The sequence below is a fragment of the Alteromonas gracilis genome, assembly GCF_043642145.1.
GTDB classification, from domain to species: domain Bacteria; phylum Pseudomonadota; class Gammaproteobacteria; order Enterobacterales; family Alteromonadaceae; genus Alteromonas; species Alteromonas gracilis_B.
Window position 1 is genome coordinate 293,420 of sequence record NZ_JBHZRZ010000003.1, and the last position, 18,049, is coordinate 311,468.

18 protein-coding genes are annotated in these 18,049 nt (G+C 43.9%); 13 read left to right on the forward strand and 5 right to left on the reverse strand.

What is annotated here, in order from left to right; genetic code table 11:
• Positions 1–63 precede the first annotated feature (63 nt).
• Both ACHUFN_RS08235 and ACHUFN_RS08240 read left to right on the forward strand, forming a co-directional pair.
• Positions 64–429, forward strand: a complete 366-nt coding sequence (locus ACHUFN_RS08235; RefSeq protein WP_394221862.1) for a DUF3192 domain-containing protein — start codon at positions 64–66, stop codon at positions 427–429.
• 233 nt (positions 430–662) lie between these two features.
• Positions 663–1,310, forward strand: coding sequence for a GNAT family N-acetyltransferase (locus tag ACHUFN_RS08240; protein WP_394221863.1), 648 nt, complete (start codon positions 663–665; stop codon positions 1,308–1,310).
• Positions 1,311–2,197: 887 nt separating this feature from the next.
• Here the strand turns inward: ACHUFN_RS08240 and ACHUFN_RS08245 are convergent.
• A complete protein-coding gene (locus ACHUFN_RS08245; protein WP_394221864.1) occupies positions 2,198–2,500 on the reverse strand; it encodes a DUF3301 domain-containing protein in 303 nt (100 codons plus the stop codon).
• Positions 2,501–3,550: a DUF3549 family protein gene (locus ACHUFN_RS08250; RefSeq protein ID WP_394221865.1), complete on the reverse strand. Its 1,050-nt coding sequence runs from the start codon at positions 3,548–3,550 to the stop codon at positions 2,501–2,503.
• A 263-nt stretch (positions 3,551–3,813) separates the two neighbouring features.
• On the opposite strand from ACHUFN_RS08250, the gene ACHUFN_RS08255 reads away from it, so the two are divergent.
• The 3 genes from ACHUFN_RS08255 (at position 3,814) to ACHUFN_RS08265 (ending at position 5,478) form a co-directional block, all read left to right on the forward strand.
• Complete coding sequence (locus tag ACHUFN_RS08255; RefSeq protein WP_394221866.1) at positions 3,814–4,158, forward strand: YqcC family protein; 345 nt, start codon at positions 3,814–3,816, stop codon at positions 4,156–4,158.
• Entirely contained in the window at positions 4,155–4,964 is an 810-nt protein-coding gene (gene truC, locus ACHUFN_RS08260) for a tRNA pseudouridine(65) synthase TruC (protein WP_394221867.1), read from the forward strand. The genes ACHUFN_RS08255 and truC overlap by 4 nt, the downstream gene beginning before the upstream one ends.
• Positions 4,965–5,028: 64 nt before the next feature.
• Positions 5,029–5,478 carry a flavodoxin gene (locus ACHUFN_RS08265; protein ID WP_394221868.1) on the forward strand — a complete coding sequence of 150 codons (450 nt, stop codon included), beginning with the start codon at positions 5,029–5,031 and terminating at the stop codon, positions 5,476–5,478.
• 95 nt (positions 5,479–5,573) lie between these two features.
• On the opposite strand, the gene dapD is transcribed toward ACHUFN_RS08265, so the two are convergent.
• The 3 genes from dapD to map all read right to left on the reverse strand — a co-directional run bounded on the left by dapD (position 5,574) and on the right by map (position 10,097).
• A complete protein-coding gene (dapD, locus tag ACHUFN_RS08270) occupies positions 5,574–6,398 on the reverse strand; it encodes a 2,3,4,5-tetrahydropyridine-2,6-dicarboxylate N-succinyltransferase (RefSeq protein ID WP_394221869.1) in 825 nt (274 codons plus the stop codon).
• Positions 6,395–9,046 carry a [protein-PII] uridylyltransferase gene (glnD, locus tag ACHUFN_RS08275; protein ID WP_394221870.1) on the reverse strand — a complete coding sequence of 884 codons (2,652 nt, stop codon included), beginning with the start codon at positions 9,044–9,046 and terminating at the stop codon, positions 6,395–6,397. Before glnD ends, dapD begins: the two co-directional genes overlap by 4 nt.
• 256 nt (positions 9,047–9,302) lie before the next feature.
• A complete protein-coding gene (map, locus tag ACHUFN_RS08280) occupies positions 9,303–10,097 on the reverse strand; it encodes a type I methionyl aminopeptidase (RefSeq protein ID WP_394221871.1) in 795 nt (264 codons plus the stop codon).
• Between the two features lie 422 nt (positions 10,098–10,519).
• Between map and rpsB the strand changes: the two genes are divergently transcribed.
• The 8 genes from rpsB (at position 10,520) to rseP (ending at position 18,041) form a co-directional block, all read left to right on the forward strand.
• Entirely contained in the window at positions 10,520–11,251 is a 732-nt protein-coding gene (gene rpsB, locus ACHUFN_RS08285; RefSeq protein WP_039223249.1) for a 30S ribosomal protein S2, read from the forward strand.
• Between the two features lie 122 nt (positions 11,252–11,373).
• Positions 11,374–12,246 (forward strand): translation elongation factor Ts, encoded by an 873-nt coding sequence (gene tsf / locus ACHUFN_RS08290; protein WP_394221872.1) that lies wholly within the window; start codon positions 11,374–11,376, stop codon positions 12,244–12,246.
• A 233-nt stretch (positions 12,247–12,479) separates the two neighbouring features.
• Positions 12,480–13,217 (forward strand): UMP kinase, encoded by a 738-nt coding sequence (pyrH, locus tag ACHUFN_RS08295; RefSeq protein WP_394221874.1) that lies wholly within the window; start codon positions 12,480–12,482, stop codon positions 13,215–13,217.
• Between the two features lie 23 nt (positions 13,218–13,240).
• Positions 13,241–13,798 carry a ribosome recycling factor gene (gene frr, locus ACHUFN_RS08300; RefSeq protein WP_014948555.1) on the forward strand — a complete coding sequence of 186 codons (558 nt, stop codon included), beginning with the start codon at positions 13,241–13,243 and terminating at the stop codon, positions 13,796–13,798.
• A gap of 9 nt (positions 13,799–13,807) precedes the next feature.
• Positions 13,808–14,590, forward strand: coding sequence for a polyprenyl diphosphate synthase (gene uppS, locus ACHUFN_RS08305; protein ID WP_394221875.1), 783 nt, complete (start codon positions 13,808–13,810; stop codon positions 14,588–14,590).
• A 54-nt stretch (positions 14,591–14,644) separates the two neighbouring features.
• Complete coding sequence (locus tag ACHUFN_RS08310) at positions 14,645–15,508, forward strand: phosphatidate cytidylyltransferase (protein ID WP_394221876.1); 864 nt, start codon at positions 14,645–14,647, stop codon at positions 15,506–15,508.
• Positions 15,508–16,695, forward strand: coding sequence for a 1-deoxy-D-xylulose-5-phosphate reductoisomerase (gene ispC, locus ACHUFN_RS08315; RefSeq protein WP_394221877.1), 1,188 nt, complete (start codon positions 15,508–15,510; stop codon positions 16,693–16,695). The genes ACHUFN_RS08310 and ispC overlap by 1 nt, the downstream gene beginning before the upstream one ends.
• On the forward strand, positions 16,689–18,041 hold the full coding sequence (rseP, locus tag ACHUFN_RS08320; RefSeq protein WP_394221878.1) for a sigma E protease regulator RseP: 1,353 nt from the start codon (positions 16,689–16,691) through the stop codon (positions 18,039–18,041). Before ispC ends, rseP begins: the two co-directional genes overlap by 7 nt.
• Positions 18,042–18,049 lie beyond the last annotated feature (8 nt).

Below are 18,049 nucleotides of genomic sequence, written 5' to 3' on the forward strand. Positions count from 1 at the left end.
GTCGAAACAGCAATAACTACCAGACTTATTGATCATAAACACACATAAAAATAAGGAATTCACATGAAAACGGTTCTTCTTTCTGTAGCTTTAGCATCTTCGGTTCTTCTTTCGGGCTGTGTTGTATCTGTGGGTGGCGGTTCAGACAGCCATTATGGTGTCGATTGGGAAGATAGAGAGTTCAATAACCGCAAACATATTGCGAATTTGGAAACAGGCACTAGCTATGAAAGCGTTCTAAGAAAAATGGGTGTTGCCGATTTTAATGAGTTGTTCGAGAAACAAGATGGCACATATCGCGTTCTTTACTACAGAACACAAAAAACAATGGGTGACGGTGTAACAACTAAAGATGAATGTACGCCCCTTGTATTTAGAAATGGCGGCCTGGTTGGGTGGGGAGATAGTGCCTATAGCTTGATGCACTAGTCAGTTGACCATTCTCTTTATTCGCATGTGCTTTATGCGTAGACAGTATTAGAGAGACGTCAAAGCCAAGGCAATCTAGAAACGATGTTAATAAAAAGTTAACAATTTAGGGGTTTTCGCGTAGGCTAAAGTTTAAGCAGTTAAAGTCAAAGAGTGGTTTAACAACATGGGTTGTGTAGATTTCACTTTAGCGGTCAATTGCAACTTGAATATTGTGCATACGAGGAGCCCCTATGAATACCGATACGACAAGTAACGTATTAACCCCGCTGCAAGATACAGTTAAAGCAATTTATCTTTCTGTAGATGACCTTAAAGTTGCTGCATCTATCCTATACAACGCTTACGTTGACGACCCTTTATTTATCGATATTTTCCAAGCAGAAAAAGAGGGCTATGAAAGTCGCCTCCGTTCAGCAATTCGTGAAGAACTCAATGCGTTTTGGGTCGCACAGCAGCCCATGATTGGCTTATTCGATGACGATAGACTGATTGCCGTTGCTTGCTTAACCGCTCCTGATGCGGCGTTTGGTTCTGGTCGATATTGGCATTGGAGGCTTCGGATGCTGTTAACTGCTGGCCTTTTTGGCACTAAACAGATGCTAGAGAAGGAAGAAAAAGTCAGGTCGCTAGTTCCTGCAGATAATTTTCATATGCTCAGTTTCATTGCTGTTCATCCCGATTATCAACATCATGGACTCGGTCATATATTGCTGGGGGCCATAGATAGCGTGGTAAGCGAAGATGAAAAAACTGAAGGGGTTTCAGTGTTTGTCACCGTACCAAAACATCGAACTTTCTTCAGTGACGATAACTATCAAATTGTTGGTCAACTTAGCCTGTCACATGTAAATGGTGAAGTGATGTTTAGGCAAAAGTGAACGAATATCAAACAACATCAACCTAACGCCTAAACCCTTAACACTGCATTTTCACTCGTCACACCAATTTTACTACAGCATTTGTAAGATATGTCCTACAAATGCTGTGAGTGATCCTACTTAAATTCTGAAAGAATAAATTATACTAAAGTATAAAGTTGTTGATTATATTAGAAATTTTTTAAATTGTTCTAAAGTTGAACAAGAAGTTTTCTTAAATCTATGTAATTCAATATGGCGGTAATAATTGGAAGGGATACTATGAGCATGTCACAAGGAAACACGACGAGTCAGGGAACGAGTTACGTAAATATTGAAAGGACCAGATTGGGACAACTTAAGGACGAGATTCTCACAAGGCTGTGAGTAAAGGGAATGGAACGCAGACTGGATACTGCGAGGAAAGGATGTCGAAAAGGATTTGAAAGGATTGTAGGGACGACTGGCGTGATAGGACATCACAAGGGGCGTAGCAAGGAAAACGGACCTATGCTTTCAGGGAATAGACGGTAAGGACAACCGACAAAGGATTTGAAGTTTGCATGGACGAGCAAACCAAGGACGAACAAGTGGACATGCTAACGGATTAGCAAAGCTGCAGCAGGAAGTGCAGTAAAAAACGGAGCGAAGGAAGGGATAGTCAGCGGAGCCTGGCAAGGACAGCCTCAGGATGAGGAACACTGTAAGAAGGATGTACAGTAAATTAGGAAAAACGGAAAGGGATCTACGCATGGAGGTGTAGCTCGCACAGGATGTCGCGAGAGTAGATGGAAAGGGGCGTATACGGATTTTAATCGGGATGATTTTAGTCGCAAGGGATCGCGGAGAAGGATACTCAAAATTCCAGAAAAAAGGGGGAGCCGGAGGCTTCCCCTTTTTTTGTATTTTCACACTCTGTAAGGTGGTAATTCAGTTCGCATGATGCGAACACCTATTAACTCGACCTCGCCGGTATACCTGTCTTCACCGTTACTAGAGAATTCGAACTTAAACACGCTGTGCCAGTCTGGCTTTCCATACTTGAATGAAAATCGCGTTTGCGCTCTAGCCACGCTTAGCAGCTGTAAGTTGTGATTATCACAATATTGTTTTAAGTAAATATTAGTTCGCTCAGAAATAGCGCGAATACGCCAAAACTGATAACCAGTAAAACCAATGACTAGCCACACTACTAATTCGAGCAATGTCATCTATTTTCTCGCTTGAACAAATAACTGTTTAAATGCGCTTCCAAGAACATGAGAGTGCGCATCTGAACGTAGTAGCGTTAACACTAGCCTACGAAGTTTTGGGATTTGAACTAAATCTGAAAAGAACCCAGCGAACAAGGTTCCGTTATGCGCTTCTTTTTCGTCAACTACTGCTGATTGTTCCAAAAACGCGCTAAGAACTAATGGTTCCATTTGTTCATAATGGCGTGCCGCAATTACGCTTAGAATATCTAAACGTAGTGATTTTTCGTCTTTCAATAAATCAAGCAGTTTGCTATTTATTGCTGGATTAAAGGTAGCGTCTGAGGTGCCCCGTAGCGCTGCCAAATTAATGTCGTCGTTTTTGTCTATTTCGCTTAAGTACATTGCCACTAAACCTTTAGGCAATGAAACGCTCTCGCTCATTTCCATTAGCGTATTTAAAAATACGTCTGAGTAGAGCGATATATTAGATGTAATTGCTTTTTCTAATACATCTCGTTTTGGATGAGTATTAAAACTATGAACAAAGTCTGCAACACTTTGCATTGGTATCTGTTGCCAGTCAACGAGCTGCGGCGCCTGAATATAGGCTTCAACTTTCTGCGCCTCTTCACTTAACGGCTGGTTTAATTTGTTTTTGACCAATGCATTGAACTGAGCAAGTTGCGATTGGTTGGGGACAAACGAATAAGGGTTATCAGGCAGAGTTTCTGCTTTTTGCGTATCTTCAGCGACCGACTGACCTAATGCATCTGTGATGATTTCTAAAAAGTGATTTCTGGCGGCGGTAACGACTAAGCCTTGCTCATCAAGCGGTAGTTTAACGAACCAAATATAGTGCTGCGTAGAGGCGTTTTTATTCCAAAAAACAATGCCGAACCAAGCATGCTGTTGACGAGGGTAAGGCGCATAAGCACTGCCGTTTTCTATTTCTAGAAAGGTCTGATTATCTGTGGCTTCAAGGCGACGACCAAGGTCAAAAACTTGATACTCAGTGCCTGCATGCAACAAAAACTCACTGATAGAATTAATACTGTTAGCGCTCATAACTCGTTCCAAAATACTGCTGTAATTAATAACTGTTAGCTTACGTTGTGCTGCACCTGCTTTACTTGGGCATATACAATCTATGTACTTTAAAAGGCCAATAGAAACATTCACCAGACAATAAACGATAGCGCTAACTGAAATGAATAATGGTATCACAGCAGAAGAATTTCAACGATAAATCACAATGACTTATGTTAGTCCCTAGCCCCTGATATACTGCGCCCTTTTAGTCACAAGCGTTTCATCATGCGGGGGAAGTAGTGAATAAACCTAATCACGCACGTCAGGCGGCTCTTTGCGAAGCACTGATGCAGTTAGAAACAGTTATGCAGCAGGATGGAATTTGGCCTAAAGAGCAGATTAGTGAACAAGAGCGTAATAGCGCAATGGAGAGTGCTGTACCTTTTGCAGTTGACTGCCTAGCGTTTGAGAGTTGGTTGGCTTTTATTTTTATTCCCAAAATGCGAGTGTTATTAAAACTAGAGCAGCATATCCCGCTAATGCAAATTACGCCAGCAGCACAAATATATTTGCCAAAGACACAACAGCGCACCATTTCTCAATGTCAAAAAATAGACGATATTTCTAATGGAGACATTGGATGAACACGGCTGGCCAACCAACACGTCTGACAAAGGAAAACGATACTGATTTGAAATCCGTGAGCGAACCGCAACGTACTGACCCTTTGCATTTAAACGTTCTGTATCAAGACGAGCACATTATAGCGGTCGATAAGCCACCAGGACTACTTGTGCATAGAAGCCCGATTGATAGACATGAAACGGTTTTTGCTGTGCAAACACTACGAGATCAAATTGGACAGCATGTATACCCTGCTCACCGACTAGACAGGCCAACGTCAGGTGTACTTGTTTTTAGTTTCAGCTCCGAAGTGGCTGCTAAACTCGGTCAGCAAATGATGAATAAAGTGGTAGTAAAAGATTATCACGCTATTGTTCGTGGGTTCGTGCATCACACAGGGTTTATCGATTACGCGCTAAAATACCGCTATGACAAAATCGCAGATAAGCATAAGCGTCCTCAACAGGCGCCGCAGCCAGCCACTACCTTATATCAATCAGTGGCCAAATTTGAGGTACCCGAGCCCGTGGGTAAGTACCAAAGCGCGCGTTACTCGCTTGTGAGGCTATCGCCAAGTACAGGGCGTAAGCATCAGCTTCGCAGGCACATGGCGCACATTCGTCATCCAATCATTGGTGATACTACTCATGGAGATGGCAAGCAAAACAAATTCGCCAAGGGCTACTTTAATTTTTCTAATTTGGCCTTAAGTTGTACCCACATGGGCTTCTCCCACCCCGTTAGTGGAAAATGGATAACGATTAATGGTGAGATGCACAATGAGATGCAACAATTAGCGAATAGGTTAAAACCGTTTAGTGTTTAACTTAGTAAGATTGTATGAACCTGTCTGTCGGTAAAGGCGGCGAACATTAGTTTAAGAGGTAAAAATGGCAACATTGAAAATTATTGCGGGTACAGTTTATGGTAACGCGCAACACGTAGCTGAGCAGGTTGAAGAGAACTTGGCCGAACAGGGGGTAGACTGCTCGCTTGAAAGCGACCCTTCGGTTGCTGATTTCACTGATGCCGATGCACTGTTGATTATCACGTCTACCACTGGTCAAGGAGACGTTCCGCCAAACCTTGAATTTGTCTTCTCAGATTTGAAAGATGAATCGCCAATGCTTACTGACAAGCCTTTCGCAGTGGCGGCATTAGGTGATAGCAGCTATGGAGAAAGCTTCTGCGGCGCGGGTAAACAATTTCACGCACTACTTACTGAACTGCAAGGTACTTCAGTTGCAGATATGCTAGAGGTTGACGCGATTGAAACCCTTGAGCCAGAAAAAGACGTAATAGACTGGGTTAACACGATAAAAGATAAGTTGTTGGCTTAAGCGTTGAAAATGTTGGTTTAATTACAGAAAAAAAGAGGCGCTTATGCGCCTCTTTTTGTATTTTTAATAGCAAGAACTTTCAGTTATACAACTGCTTATTCAACACCGCGAAGTAGGGCATTGATACCTACTTTAGCACGGGTTTTAGCGTCTACCTTTTTTACAATAATCGCTGCGTAAAGGCTATATTTGCCATCGGCGCTAGGCAAGTTACCCGCTACTACAACTGAACCTGCTGGTACTCGGCCATAGTGAATTTCACCGGTCTCACGGTCGTAAATACGTGTGCTTTGGCCAATGTACACACCCATTGAAATAACAGAGCCTTCTTCAACAATTACGCCTTCTACTATTTCAGAACGCGCGCCAATGAAGCAGTTATCTTCAATGATGGTAGGGTTCGCTTGAAGTGGTTCTAATACACCACCAATGCCCACGCCCCCTGAAAGGTGAACGTTTTTACCAATTTGTGCACACGAGCCAACCGTCGCCCACGTATCAACCATGGTACCTTCATCTACAAATGCACCAATGTTTACGTAAGAAGGCATAACAACCGCGTTCTTGCCTACGAATGTACCCGTACGAACTGCAGCAGGTGGCACTATGCGTGCGCCATCAGCGGCAAACTGTTCAGCTGTATAATTGGTGTATTTAAGTGGTACTTTGTCGTAAAACTTGCTTTCAGCGCCTTCAATAACGTTATTATTGTGAAGACGGAAGAAAAGTAGAACAGCTTTTTTAAGCCATTGATGTACTACCCATTCGCCAGCAATCTTTTCTGCAACGCGCGCTTTACCACTGTTTAGAAGGTCAATAGCTTGCGCTACTGCATCTCTTAAGTCATCAGGAGCAGACGACGGGCTAATGCTATCGCGATTTTCGAAGGCGTCTTCAATAATGGCTTTCAATTCATTCATGGTATTGTGATATCTTCAAGTTGGTCGAGTTTAAACAGGATCCGCTTTTTAAGGTTTACCTGTTGTTCTTGGGTTAATGCTTTGCCAGCCTCATTGCTGACGATAAAAATGTCTTCAGCTCGCTCACCAATGGTGGCTATTTTAGCAAGCTTTAACGTCATATTAGTATCAACGAATGCGTGTCCAATTTTAGCCAAAATGCCTGGTGCGTCTAGAGCTTCTAACTCAATAAGTGTCGCTTCATCGTTGATATTGAAAAAACGGACCTTTGTAGGCACGTCTAATTGTTTCATTTGTCGCGGTAACTTGCGCTTATTCTCGTGCGAACGTCCCGGCTTCTCTAGCTGCGCAGAAATCGCATTTTCAATGGATGTTATACGAGATGCAGAGCTAATGCGACTGCCATCGTTTTCTAGAATTAGCATACTGTCAAATACATAGCTGTCTCTAGTTACGGTAACATGGGCATCGTGAATTGAGCAGTTGCGGCTATCTAGTACAGAAGCAACTTGAGCAAATAAGGCTTTTCTGTCTTTTCCGTACACGAACACTTCGGTGCCGCCCTTCGCGCTGTTATCGTTCGCTCTAACTAACAACCCATCATGCTCAGGCGTGAGCCATTCGTCTTGCGCTTTAATTATTTCGTCAGTATGCCATGCAATCTGCGTTGGCTTAAAGCGAACAAAATAGTCGTCGTCAAGCCGCGCCCAAAGTGCATCGATTGCGATAGGATCAATAGCACGCTCCTGCAGGATTTGTCTTGCTTGATGTTTGTGAGTAGTTACTCGCTCATTCAGTGTAACCTGACACTGAATTCCATTATCTAATGCTTTTTGGGTCATTAAATACAGTTCGCGCAGTAGTGATGCTTTCCAATCGTTCCATAGGTTGTCGTTGGTAGCACGAATATCCGCAAGGGTTAAAGTATAAAGCAGGTTGAGGTGGTTGTGGCTTCTTACTGCACCGGCGAATTCACTGATTACATCAGGGTCATAAATATCACGGCGCTGAGCAACAACTGACATCAGTAGGTGATTTTCTACCAACCACGCAATCATTTCCGCATCCTCACCGGGCACATTGTGCTGCAAACAAAACTTTGCTACATCCTGTGCGCCTAACGTAGAGTGATCGCCATTACGCCCTTTAGCAATGTCATGGAAAATAGCGGCAATATATAGCACTTCTGGCTTATCAAGATTTCTACAAATTCTGCCACAGCGGGGGAAGTCTTTATTCTCTTTTGAGAAGAAGTAATTCACATGCTTCACTAAGCGGTGAGTGTGTTCATCTACGGTATACGCATGGAACAAGTCAAACTGCATCATACCTACAATAGCGTCCCACTCTGGTAAGTAAGCCTGCAAAATGCCGTATTGGTGCATAATATCCCACGCGAAGTTGAAAAATTCAGGCTGCTTCATTAAGCGCATGAATTTTTCGCGACACAGCGGGCGTTCTACGTAATATTGGGCTTCAAAAGCGCGGTGAGCATTGCGTAATTGACGAATACATATCGTGCTAAGCCCTTGTATCTCGGGCGTATTGGCCACCAAATGCAAAAAGTCTAGAATGGTTTCAGGCGAACAGAAGACGGTTTCATGCCTGGGTGAAATCATATTATCGAGCAGCTCAAAGTCTTCATTGATGATAACGCTTTTTTGAACGCTTTGGTTAAGCATGTCATATTTGAAGCGTTGAAGTAGCATCTGATTCAGTTCAGATACGCGAGCAACCGTGCGGAAAAAGTCCCGCATCATTTTTTCGACAGACGATTTACCTTCTTCTCCGTATCCCATCATCTTGGCTACGTCGGGTTGGTAATCGAACAAAAGTCGGTTTTCACTTCTCCCTGCAACTAAGTGCAATGCACAGCGCATTTTCCAAAGGTGCATACGACAGGCAATTAGCTCGCTATGTTCTTGTTCGGTAAAGTACCCGTGGCCAACTAAGTTCCAGCCATCGTATTCTTTAAAATGCTTTTTAGCTACCCAGCCTATTGATTGGATATCGCGCAAGCAACCCGGGTTTTCTTTAATGTTTGGCTCTAAATTATATGCCGTGCCGTTAAACTTAGCGTGGCGTTTTTTTTGCTCAGTGTATTTTGCAGAGAAAAACGCTTTGCTCGACCATGAATTACGACCGTTAACCTCGTCCCATAGCTTTTCAAAGGTGCTTTCACTTCCGCAGAGCAATCGGCTTTCAACGAGATTTGTTGCTATGGTGATGTCATCTTTAGCAAGCTTTACGGTTTCTTTAATAGTTCGAACAGACTGACCTACATCCAGCTTGATATCCCATAATAGGGTAATAAATTGCCCAATTTTTTCTTGAACATCGGGCTGTAGCTTTTTTCTACTGACAATAAGCAAGTCGATGTCAGAATGAGGTTGTAGATGGCCGCGGCCGTATCCGCCTACAGCGCAAAGAGAAAGTTCCTCAACAGTGTCTAAACCATAAAGCTGCCAAAGGTGACAAAGAAGTGCATCGACAAATTGGGCGCGACCAGTCACTAACTGATTTACGGGCGTGGAATCAAAGGACTCCATAATCCATGCATAATTCGCCTCAACACAAGACTTAATTGCAGGGATTTCATCAACAGAGCTTATGGTGTCGATTTTCTTAATCAATGATTGGAGCGTCAAAATACACCTTTATAATAGACTTCTTTTTAGACGCTATGAACAATAGCATGAATTGACAGCGGTTCGCAGTAGCAAATTAATGCATAAGTTAGGTTAAATTGTGAATATTTATGGTTATTTGTTATAGAGGTGTAGCGTACGGGGGATTAAAAGAGTTTTGACATATTCGCGATAATGTCGATGATGCTATTTTTAGAGAAAGCGACTGCAAATTGTGCAGCCGCTTTGCTTTAACTCTGTTGTTTTTTCAAAAAGCTTAACCGTGCGAAATTACGCGCTCAAGCGTTTCGTCGTCACGAAGGGTAAGTATCTCTACACCATCTTCTGTCACTAATAACGTGTGCTCCCATTGAGCACTTAAGCTTCTGTCTTTCGTCACAACAGTCCACTGATCGGGTAATACTTTTGAGTAGCGCTTGCCTGCGTTAACCATAGGCTCGATGGTAAAGCACATGCCCGGTTCCAGCACATCGCCGGTACCCGGTTTACCATAGTGAACAATTTGTGGTTCTTCATGGAAGCTGGTACCAATACCATGACCGCAGTATTCACGCACAATTGAATAGTTATGCGCTTCAGCGTGAGTTTGACAAATGTGGCCAATGTCACCTAAGCGCATGCCTGGCTTTACTTGCTCAATGGCTTTATATAGGCATTCTTGCGTTACGCGAATAAGACGCTCTGCAAGAATCGAAGGCTTGCCTACCACAAACATCTTCGACGTATCGCCATGGTAACCGTCTTTGATAACCGTAACGTCAATGTTGATGATGTCACCGTCTTTAAGTTTCTTGTCAGAAGGGATACCGTGGCAAATACAGTGATTTACCGATGTACAAATCGACTTCGGAAATGGTGGGTGGCCATAATTAAGTGGCGCGGGAGTTGCCTTTTGTTCGTTAACAATATAGTCGTGGCAAATAGTATTAAGCTCATCCGTGGTAACACCTTTTTTTACATAAGGCCCTATCATAGTAAGCACTTCGGCAGCCAATTTGCCGGCCACGCGCATTTTTTCGATTTCTTCTGGGGTTTTGATAATAGCTGTCACAGCGCCTCTCAAATCGTTTGAAACTAGTTTTATGAAGAATTATTTTTATTTACGAAGTATAACACTATTCAGGTCATTCTAAGTAACGTTTTGAATTTGTTGCTTTTTATTTCCCGAAGAGGGAAGGTGCCTAGTATGGCGAGTAGCAATAGACGTTTGTGAGTAAAACTGCGCGATACCTAGGCTTTTTTTCTTCAAAACTTGAGGCCGTGTTGGGATTGTGATATAAAGCGCGCGCCCTGACGGAAAGCTCAATTTAGCTCAATGTATACATTGACAAAGCGGCGCCGTTATTGAGGGTAAATTTATTTTATTAAAACACACATATACCGTCACTTCGTATCGGGGTGTTCAGTTCGACTTTGGTTGGCCTGAATCGATACAAGGGGTATATGGAGGCCTAACCCCAAGAGGAAAATAAAATGGCTAATGTTTCTATGCGTGACATGCTGAAAGCCGGTGTGCATTTCGGTCACCAAACTCGTTACTGGAACCCAAAGATGAAGCCTTTCATCTTCGGTGCACGTAACAAAGTTCACATCATCAACCTTGAAAAAACGGTTCCACTTTTCAACAACGCGCTTAACTACCTTTCAGGTGTTGCGTCTAAGAAAGGTAAAATCCTTTTCGTTGGTACTAAGCGCGCAGCTGGCGAAGCAGTTAAAGACGCTGCTCTTAAGTGCGACCAGTACTACGTAAACAAGCGTTGGTTAGGTGGTATGTTGACTAACTGGAAAACAGTACGTCAGTCAATCAAGCGTCTTAAAGACCTTGAGCAACAAAGCCAAGACGGTACGTTTGAAAAGCTAACTAAGAAAGAAGCGCTAATGCTACAGCGTGAAATGGATAAGCTTGAAAACAGCCTTGGTGGTATCAAAGATATGGGCGGTCTTCCAGACGCAATCTTTGTTATCGACGCAGATCACGAGCACATTGCTATCACTGAAGCGCGTAACCTAGGTATTCCTGTTGTTGGTGTAGTAGATACTAACTCTAACCCAGACGGTGTTGATTACATCATCCCTGGTAACGACGATGCTATCCGTGCTATCCAACTTTACTTGGATGCTGCTGCAAACGCTATTAACTCAGGTCGCGAAAGCAACCTTGAAGTACAAGCTGAGCAAGACGACTTCGTAGAAGCAGCAGAGTAATTCTGATTGCTGACTGTCATATCAAGATAATATGGCAGTACTATAATACGAACCGTATTGAGAGGGGCGACATCGCCCCTTTTACCTAACGAATTTTATATTTAATGCTGAGGAATTGAAAAATGGCAGTGACTGCAGCACTAGTTAAAGAACTGCGCGAACGTACTGGCGCAGGTATGCTGGATTGTAAAAAAGCCCTGGTTGAAACGGATGGTGACATTGAGTTAGCCATTGAAAACATGCGTAAATCAGGTCAAGCGAAAGCGGCTAAAAAAGCGGGTCGTATCGCAGCTGAAGGTGTAATCCTTACTAAAGTTGAAGCAGGTCGTGCGACTATGCTTGAACTAAACTGTGAAACTGACTTCGTTGCACGTGACGAAGGTTTCCTTAAGTTCGGTAACGAGCTTCTAGAAGTAGCAGCAGCGAACAACATTAACGACATCGAAGCGCTTAACGACGCAGACATGAACGGCGTTAAAGTTAGTGAAGCGCGTGATGCACTTGTAGCTAAAATTGGTGAAAACATCTCTCCTCGTCGCGTTATCAACGTTGAAGGCGATACACTAGGTGCTTACGTACACGGCGGCCGTATTGGTGTTGTCTCTATTCTTACTGGCGGTGACGAAGAGCTAGCTAAAGACGTTGCTATGCACGTTGCAGCTGCAAGCCCGCAGTTCGTTAAGCCTGAAAACGTTCCAGCAGAAGTTGTTGAGAAAGAGAAAGAAATCCAAATCGAAATCGCTATTCAGTCTGGTAAGCCAGCTGATATCGCTGAGAAAATGGTTGCAGGCCGCATGAAGAAGTTCACTGGCGAAGTGAGCTTGACTGGTCAGCCTTTCGTTAAAGATCCTTCAATCTCTGTTGCTGAGCTTCTTAAGAACAACAGCGCAGACGTAATCAACTTCGTACGTTTCGAAGTTGGTGAAGGTATCGAGAAGAAGACTGAAGACTTCGCTGCTGAAGTAGCTGCTCAAATGGAAGCTGCTAAGAAATAATTGAGTGTTTATCTTTTGCATTAAGCAATAGTTAGATAAACTACAAAGCACCTCTTAGGAGGTGCTTTTTTATAGCTGAACGTCTTTAGTGTTGCCATTGCATTACTTAAGTGTGAAGCTAGGCGAGATAAGTACGCGCCTGCCTGATAAAAGAAAGCGCTTTGTCCTATGTTTTTTGAAGTTGTTTATTGAAAGACATAGGACAAAACGGGTTTACGAGGACAATTCAAACTATGAGTATCACACCAAAATCAGCATACCGACGCATTCTGTTAAAGCTTAGTGGTGAAGCCCTAATGGGGGCAGAAGGCTTTGGCATTGACCCTAAAGTACTTGATAGAATGGCACAAGAAATTAAAGAGCTGGTTGAACTTGGTGTTCAAGTTGGTCTTGTGATTGGTGGTGGTAACTTGTTCCGTGGCGAGGGCCTAGCAAAAGCGGGAATGAACCGCGTTGTTGGCGATCACATGGGAATGTTAGCTACCGTAATGAATGGTTTAGCCATGCGCGACGCGCTTCATCGTGCATTTGTCAATGCTCGCATGATGTCAGCAATCCCTCTCAATGGCGTGTGTGACGCGTACAATTGGGCAGAGGCAATTAGTCTTCTTAAATCAGGCCGTGTTGTTATTTTCTCTGCAGGTACTGGCAATCCTTTCTTCACTACAGACTCTGCTGCATGCTTACGCGGCATCGAGATTGAAGCCGATGCGGTGTTAAAAGCAACAAAAGTAGACGGTGTATACAGCGATGATCCGGTGAAGAACCCAGAAGCAACGCTTTACGACGAACTGACTTACCAAGAAGTACTAGAAAAAGAACTTAAAGTGATGGACTTGTCAGCATTCACTTTGGCGCGCGATCACAGCTTGCCTATCCGCGTATTCAACATGAATAAGCCAGGTTGCCTAAAACGTGTTGTGATGGGCGAGAAAGAAGGTACTGTAATTCGCCACGCTGGCAACGATTAATTAAGAACAATAGGATACAAATCGTGATTGATGAAATTGAATTAGATGCGCAAGAGCGCATGGAAAAAAGCCTAGTTTCTCTTAAAGGCCAATTCAGCAAAATTCGCACAGGTCGTGCGCATCCAAGCCTTTTAGATGGCATCATGGTACCTTATTACGGCGTAGATACGCCGCTAAAGCAAGTGGCAAATGTTGTTGCTGAAGACAGCCGTACTCTGGCGCTTACTGTATTTGACAAAAGCGCCATTCAGGCGGTAGAAAAAGCAATCATGCAGTCTGACTTGGGTTTAAACCCAATGAGTGCAGGTGGTTCTATTCGCATTCCTCTGCCACCACTTACCGAAGAGCGTCGTAAAGACCTTATTCGCGTTGTTCGCAACGAAGCGGAAGGTGGTCGTGTGGCTATCCGTAACATTCGTCGTGACGCGAACGGCGACATCAAAGATCTTCTTAAAGAAAAAGAGATCAGTGAAGATGAAAGCCGCGCAGCAGAAGAAAACATTCAATCTATTACTAACGATTTCATTAAGAAAGTTGACAGCATGCTTGCTGACAAAGAAAAAGAACTAATGGAAGTATAAGTAAGTATTATGATTGGAAAGCGTTTAAGCGCAGCCAAATCGACGACAGCTGAGGTGCCAGCAGTAACTGCTGGCCCGAAGCACGTTGCTATTATAATGGATGGCAATGGTCGATGGGCGCAAAAGAAAGGGAAAATTCGTACCTTTGGTCACAAGGCCGGGGTTGAATCTGTTCGTTCTGTTGTGCGCTTTGCACGTCAAAACGGTATCGAATCACTGACGTTGTTTGCGTTTTCCAGTGAAAACTGGAAGCGTCCTGAAGAAGAAGTCAGCGTTTTGATGGAGCTATTCAATCTAGTTCTCAATAGTGAAGCAAAACGATTACACAAAAACGGCGTACGTTTGCAGGTCATCGGTGATGTTGAGGCTTTTGATGCCAAGCTGGTCGATAAAATTCGAAAAGCTGAAGACATGACTAAAGACAATAAAGATTTAGTTTTAAATATCGCAGCGAATTATGGCGGTAGATGGGATATCGTGAACGCGGCTAAGCAACTTGCAGCTCAGGTGAAAAGCGGCGACTTAGATATTGAAAACATCACCGAAGACGCGATTAATTCGCACATATCAACGGCTAACCTTCCTGAGCTAGACCTTCTTATCCGCACTGGCGGTGAACATCGCATTAGCAATTTCTTGTTGTGGCAGTGTGCCTATGCAGAATTGTATTTCACCGACGTACTATGGCCCGACTTTAATGAAGATGTGTTTCAACTAGCTGTTGACGATTTCAATGTTCGCCAGCGTCGCTTTGGGCTAACAGGCGAGCAGGTAGTCAAAGCCGATGGTTAACATCACGCAGGCACTTATCAGGCTAGCCCTGTTAACTAAAGCCAAGGGCAAATTATGCTAAAACAACGAATAATAACTGCATTAATCCTCGCGCCACTGGCGCTTTACGCTATTTTATTTCTCCCTATTTTTTGGTTTGAAATAGCTATTGCTGGTGTTGTCGGTATTGGCGCTTATGAATGGGCAAATATGTCAGGTGTATGCGAGCGACCCAAGAAACTGCTTTATATGGCGGGGGCCTTCTCGATTTGTATTGCACTATCGTTTATGGTCGATGCAAGTATGATCTGGTATCAAGGTCAGCTTCATGGTTTATACCGCGGCATACTCACCATCGCAGTTCTTTGGTGGATAGCGTCTTTATTTATGGTACTTGCCTATCCAAAGTATTCAAAATTTTGGAGGGATAGCCGCAGCGTTAGAACGGTATTTGGCGCACTGACACTTATTCCGACATGGGTTGCAGTGGTAGCGCTTCGTACTAGCCTACACGATGTAGACCCTTTCTACGGTGCTTCCTTGATGTTCTATGTTCTAGGTATAGTTTGGGCAGCAGACATAGGTGCTTTCTTCGTGGGCGTGAAATTTGGTCGTCATAAGTTACGCCCTAATGTATCGCCAGGTAAAAGTTTAGAAGGTCTGCTGGGCGGCATCGCAGCATCTTTCGCTATTATTGCGTTTGCAGCTTTGCATTATCAGGTCGAACCATCTCGCATTTGGCTTCACCTCGCTATTGGTGGTATCACGGTAGCTGTTTCAGCGCTTGGTGATTTAAACGAAAGCATGCTTAAACGTTGCGCAGGCATAAAAGATAGCGGCAAAATTCTTCCAGGCCACGGTGGCGTGCTTGATAGAATTGACAGCCTTACGGCAGCATTTCCAGTGTTTGCGTTCTGCTATGTAACTTGGATGGCGTAATGCAAACAGTAACGGTGTTAGGGGCCACAGGCTCCATTGGTTGTAATACACTAGACGTAATTAATCGCCATCCTGATAAATATCGCGTATTTGCTATTACTGGTAACTCCCAGCTTGAATTGCTAATGGAGCAGGCCCAAAAATGCGCGCCACGCTACGTGGTTATTGCTGACGATACGCAATACAAAGCAGCCAGCGAGCTTGCATCTCGTTACGATGTAGATGCCGAAATACTCTGCGGAGCTAAAGCACTTGAAGATGTGTCAAGTGCGCCTGAAGTTGATGCCGTCATGGCAGCAATTGTCGGCGCTGCTGGGCTGCTACCTACTTTAGCGGCGGTCAAGGCAGGCAAGCGCGTTTTACTTGCAAATAAAGAAGCGCTCGTCATGTCAGGGGCGTTATTTATTGATGCTGCCAATCAAAGTGGCGCAAAAATCCTTCCCATAGATAGCGAACATAACGCCATTTTTCAGTGTTTACCACACGATTATGAATACGGTAATTTTGCGGCGTCTGGCATTCGAAAAATTTTGTTAACTGGTTCAGGCGGCCCCTTCAGAGAAAGAGCGTTAGAGAGCTTTTCTTCAATAACCATTGATGAAGCCAGTACACACCCTAACTGGTCGATGGGCAGAAAAATTACCATCGACTCAGCGACCATGATGAACAAAGGGCTTGAGTTCATTGAGGCGTGTTGGCTATTTGGCGCTAGTGCCAATGACATTGACGTGGTCGTTCACCCACAGAGTATTATTCACTCTATGGTCCAATACATTGACGGTTCAGTTATCGCGCAAATGGGAAATCCAGATATGCGCACCCCTATTGCTTACGGTTTAGCTCACCCACAGCGCATTGAAGCAGGTGTAACGCCCCTCGATTTTTCAGATATCGCTAACTTCAGTTTCCAAACGCCATGTTTTGAACGTTACCCCAATTTGAAACTAGCGATTGATGCGTGTAAAGAAGGGCAGTGCGCAACGACCAGAATTAATGCTTCAAATGAGGTGGCGGTTGATGCCTTTTTAGAAGGCAAAATTCAGTTTTGTGACATTGCCAAAGTAAACGAAGCCACGCTCAATGCCATGCCTTCAGCTTCCGTAGCTTCTATAGCGCAAATTCTAGAGCAAGATAGCTTAGCAAGAGCGAAAGCTAACGAGATTATCCGAGGTAAATTCCAGTGCTAGCATTTCTTTGGAGCCTAGGGGCATTTATTGTCGCCCTAGGTATTTTAGTTGCTGTTCACGAATGGGGGCACTTTTATGTTGCCCGTAAATGTGGTGTACAGGTAGAGCGTTTTTCTATTGGGTTTGGAAAACCTATTTGGCGCAAGCTTAGCAAGTCTGGTACAGAGTACGTTATAGCCATGATTCCGCTTGGCGGGTATGTACGCATGCTCGATGGTCGTATTGACGATGTACCTCCTGAATTGGCTGACAAAGCGTTCAACAACAAACCCGTTTTACAGCGTATGGCAGTTATCGCAGCAGGCCCTGGTGTTAATTTTATATTTGCGTTTTTCGCGCTGTGGCTAATGTACTTGGTTGGCTTACAAACCGTTAAGCCTGTAGTTAAACAGGTTGAGACTGAAAGCATTGCAGCCATAGCAGGTGTTCAACCTGGCGATGAAATTATAAAAGTCGGCGATAGGAATACACCAGATTGGGAAGCGGTAAACTTAGAGATCGTTTCAAACATAGGCTCTGAAAATGCCCTTGTAACGGTTAAAAATTCAGCGAACGTGGAAAAAGAACTGAGATTTACACTGAGTTCTTGGAACTTTGACCCAGATAGTGAGTCTCCTTTAAGCAGCTTAGGGCTTACCCCTTTTCGTCCAGATGCAACATTAACGGTTGGTTTTGTTGGTGAAGGTAGTGCAGCTCAGCAAGCGGGCTTAAAGCCCGAAGATACATTAGTAGCATTAAACGGAACTAAGTTGTCATCGTGGGAGCGTTTAGTCGATGAGATTGTTGAAAGTCCAGGTGAGCAAATTACGCTTGATATACAAAGGGATGGACAACCGCTGACATTAAATGCCACGATAGCGCGCCGCGATACACCACAGGGGCAAAGTGGGTATCTAGGTGTAAGCCCAACATTTGAGCCTTGGCCAGAAGGGTATGTGTTTACTCATCAATATGGCATTATAGAGGCTATTGGGAAGGCGCTTGATAAAACATGGCGTCTTATGACACTCAGTGTCGAAATGATAGGAAAACTCATCACGGGCGACGTGTCGGTGAAGAATTTGAGCGGCCCTATCTCAATTGCTCAAGGTGCGGGAACAAGTGCTGGGTATGGACTTGCGTACTTTTTGAGTTTTCTTGCCTTAATAAGCGTAAATTTAGGCATTATTAATTTATTACCCTTGCCCATGCTTGACGGTGGTCACCTCATGTTTTTTATTGTGGAGTGGATCACAGGCAAGCCTGTGCCTGAAGCGGTGCAGGAATGGGGATACAGAATAGGTGGCGTGCTTCTGTTTATGATCATGGGTATCGCAATTTTTAACGATATCGCTCGCATAACCTGATGGAAATC

What these genes read in the sequence shown, in the direction of transcription:
- ACHUFN_RS08235 (WP_394221862.1), top strand. Translation starts at nt 64, where the DNA reads ATGAAAACGGTTCTTCTTTCTGTAGCTTTAGCATCTTCGGTTCTTCTT.
- ACHUFN_RS08240 (WP_394221863.1), top strand. Translation starts at nt 663, where the DNA reads ATGAATACCGATACGACAAGTAACGTATTAACCCCGCTGCAAGATACA.
- ACHUFN_RS08245 (WP_394221864.1), bottom strand. Translation starts at nt 2,500, where the DNA reads ATGACATTGCTCGAATTAGTAGTGTGGCTAGTCATTGGTTTTACTGGT.
- ACHUFN_RS08250 (WP_394221865.1), bottom strand. Translation starts at nt 3,550, where the DNA reads ATGAGCGCTAACAGTATTAATTCTATCAGTGAGTTTTTGTTGCATGCA.
- truC (WP_394221867.1), top strand. Translation starts at nt 4,155, where the DNA reads ATGAACACGGCTGGCCAACCAACACGTCTGACAAAGGAAAACGATACT.
- ACHUFN_RS08265 (WP_394221868.1), top strand. Translation starts at nt 5,029, where the DNA reads ATGGCAACATTGAAAATTATTGCGGGTACAGTTTATGGTAACGCGCAA.
- dapD (WP_394221869.1), bottom strand. Translation starts at nt 6,398, where the DNA reads ATGAATGAATTGAAAGCCATTATTGAAGACGCCTTCGAAAATCGCGAT.
- rpsB (WP_039223249.1), top strand. Translation starts at nt 10,520, where the DNA reads ATGGCTAATGTTTCTATGCGTGACATGCTGAAAGCCGGTGTGCATTTC.
- tsf (WP_394221872.1), top strand. Translation starts at nt 11,374, where the DNA reads ATGGCAGTGACTGCAGCACTAGTTAAAGAACTGCGCGAACGTACTGGC.
- pyrH (WP_394221874.1), top strand. Translation starts at nt 12,480, where the DNA reads ATGAGTATCACACCAAAATCAGCATACCGACGCATTCTGTTAAAGCTT.
- uppS (WP_394221875.1), top strand. Translation starts at nt 13,808, where the DNA reads ATGATTGGAAAGCGTTTAAGCGCAGCCAAATCGACGACAGCTGAGGTG.
- ACHUFN_RS08310 (WP_394221876.1), top strand. Translation starts at nt 14,645, where the DNA reads ATGCTAAAACAACGAATAATAACTGCATTAATCCTCGCGCCACTGGCG.
- ispC (WP_394221877.1), top strand. Translation starts at nt 15,508, where the DNA reads ATGCAAACAGTAACGGTGTTAGGGGCCACAGGCTCCATTGGTTGTAAT.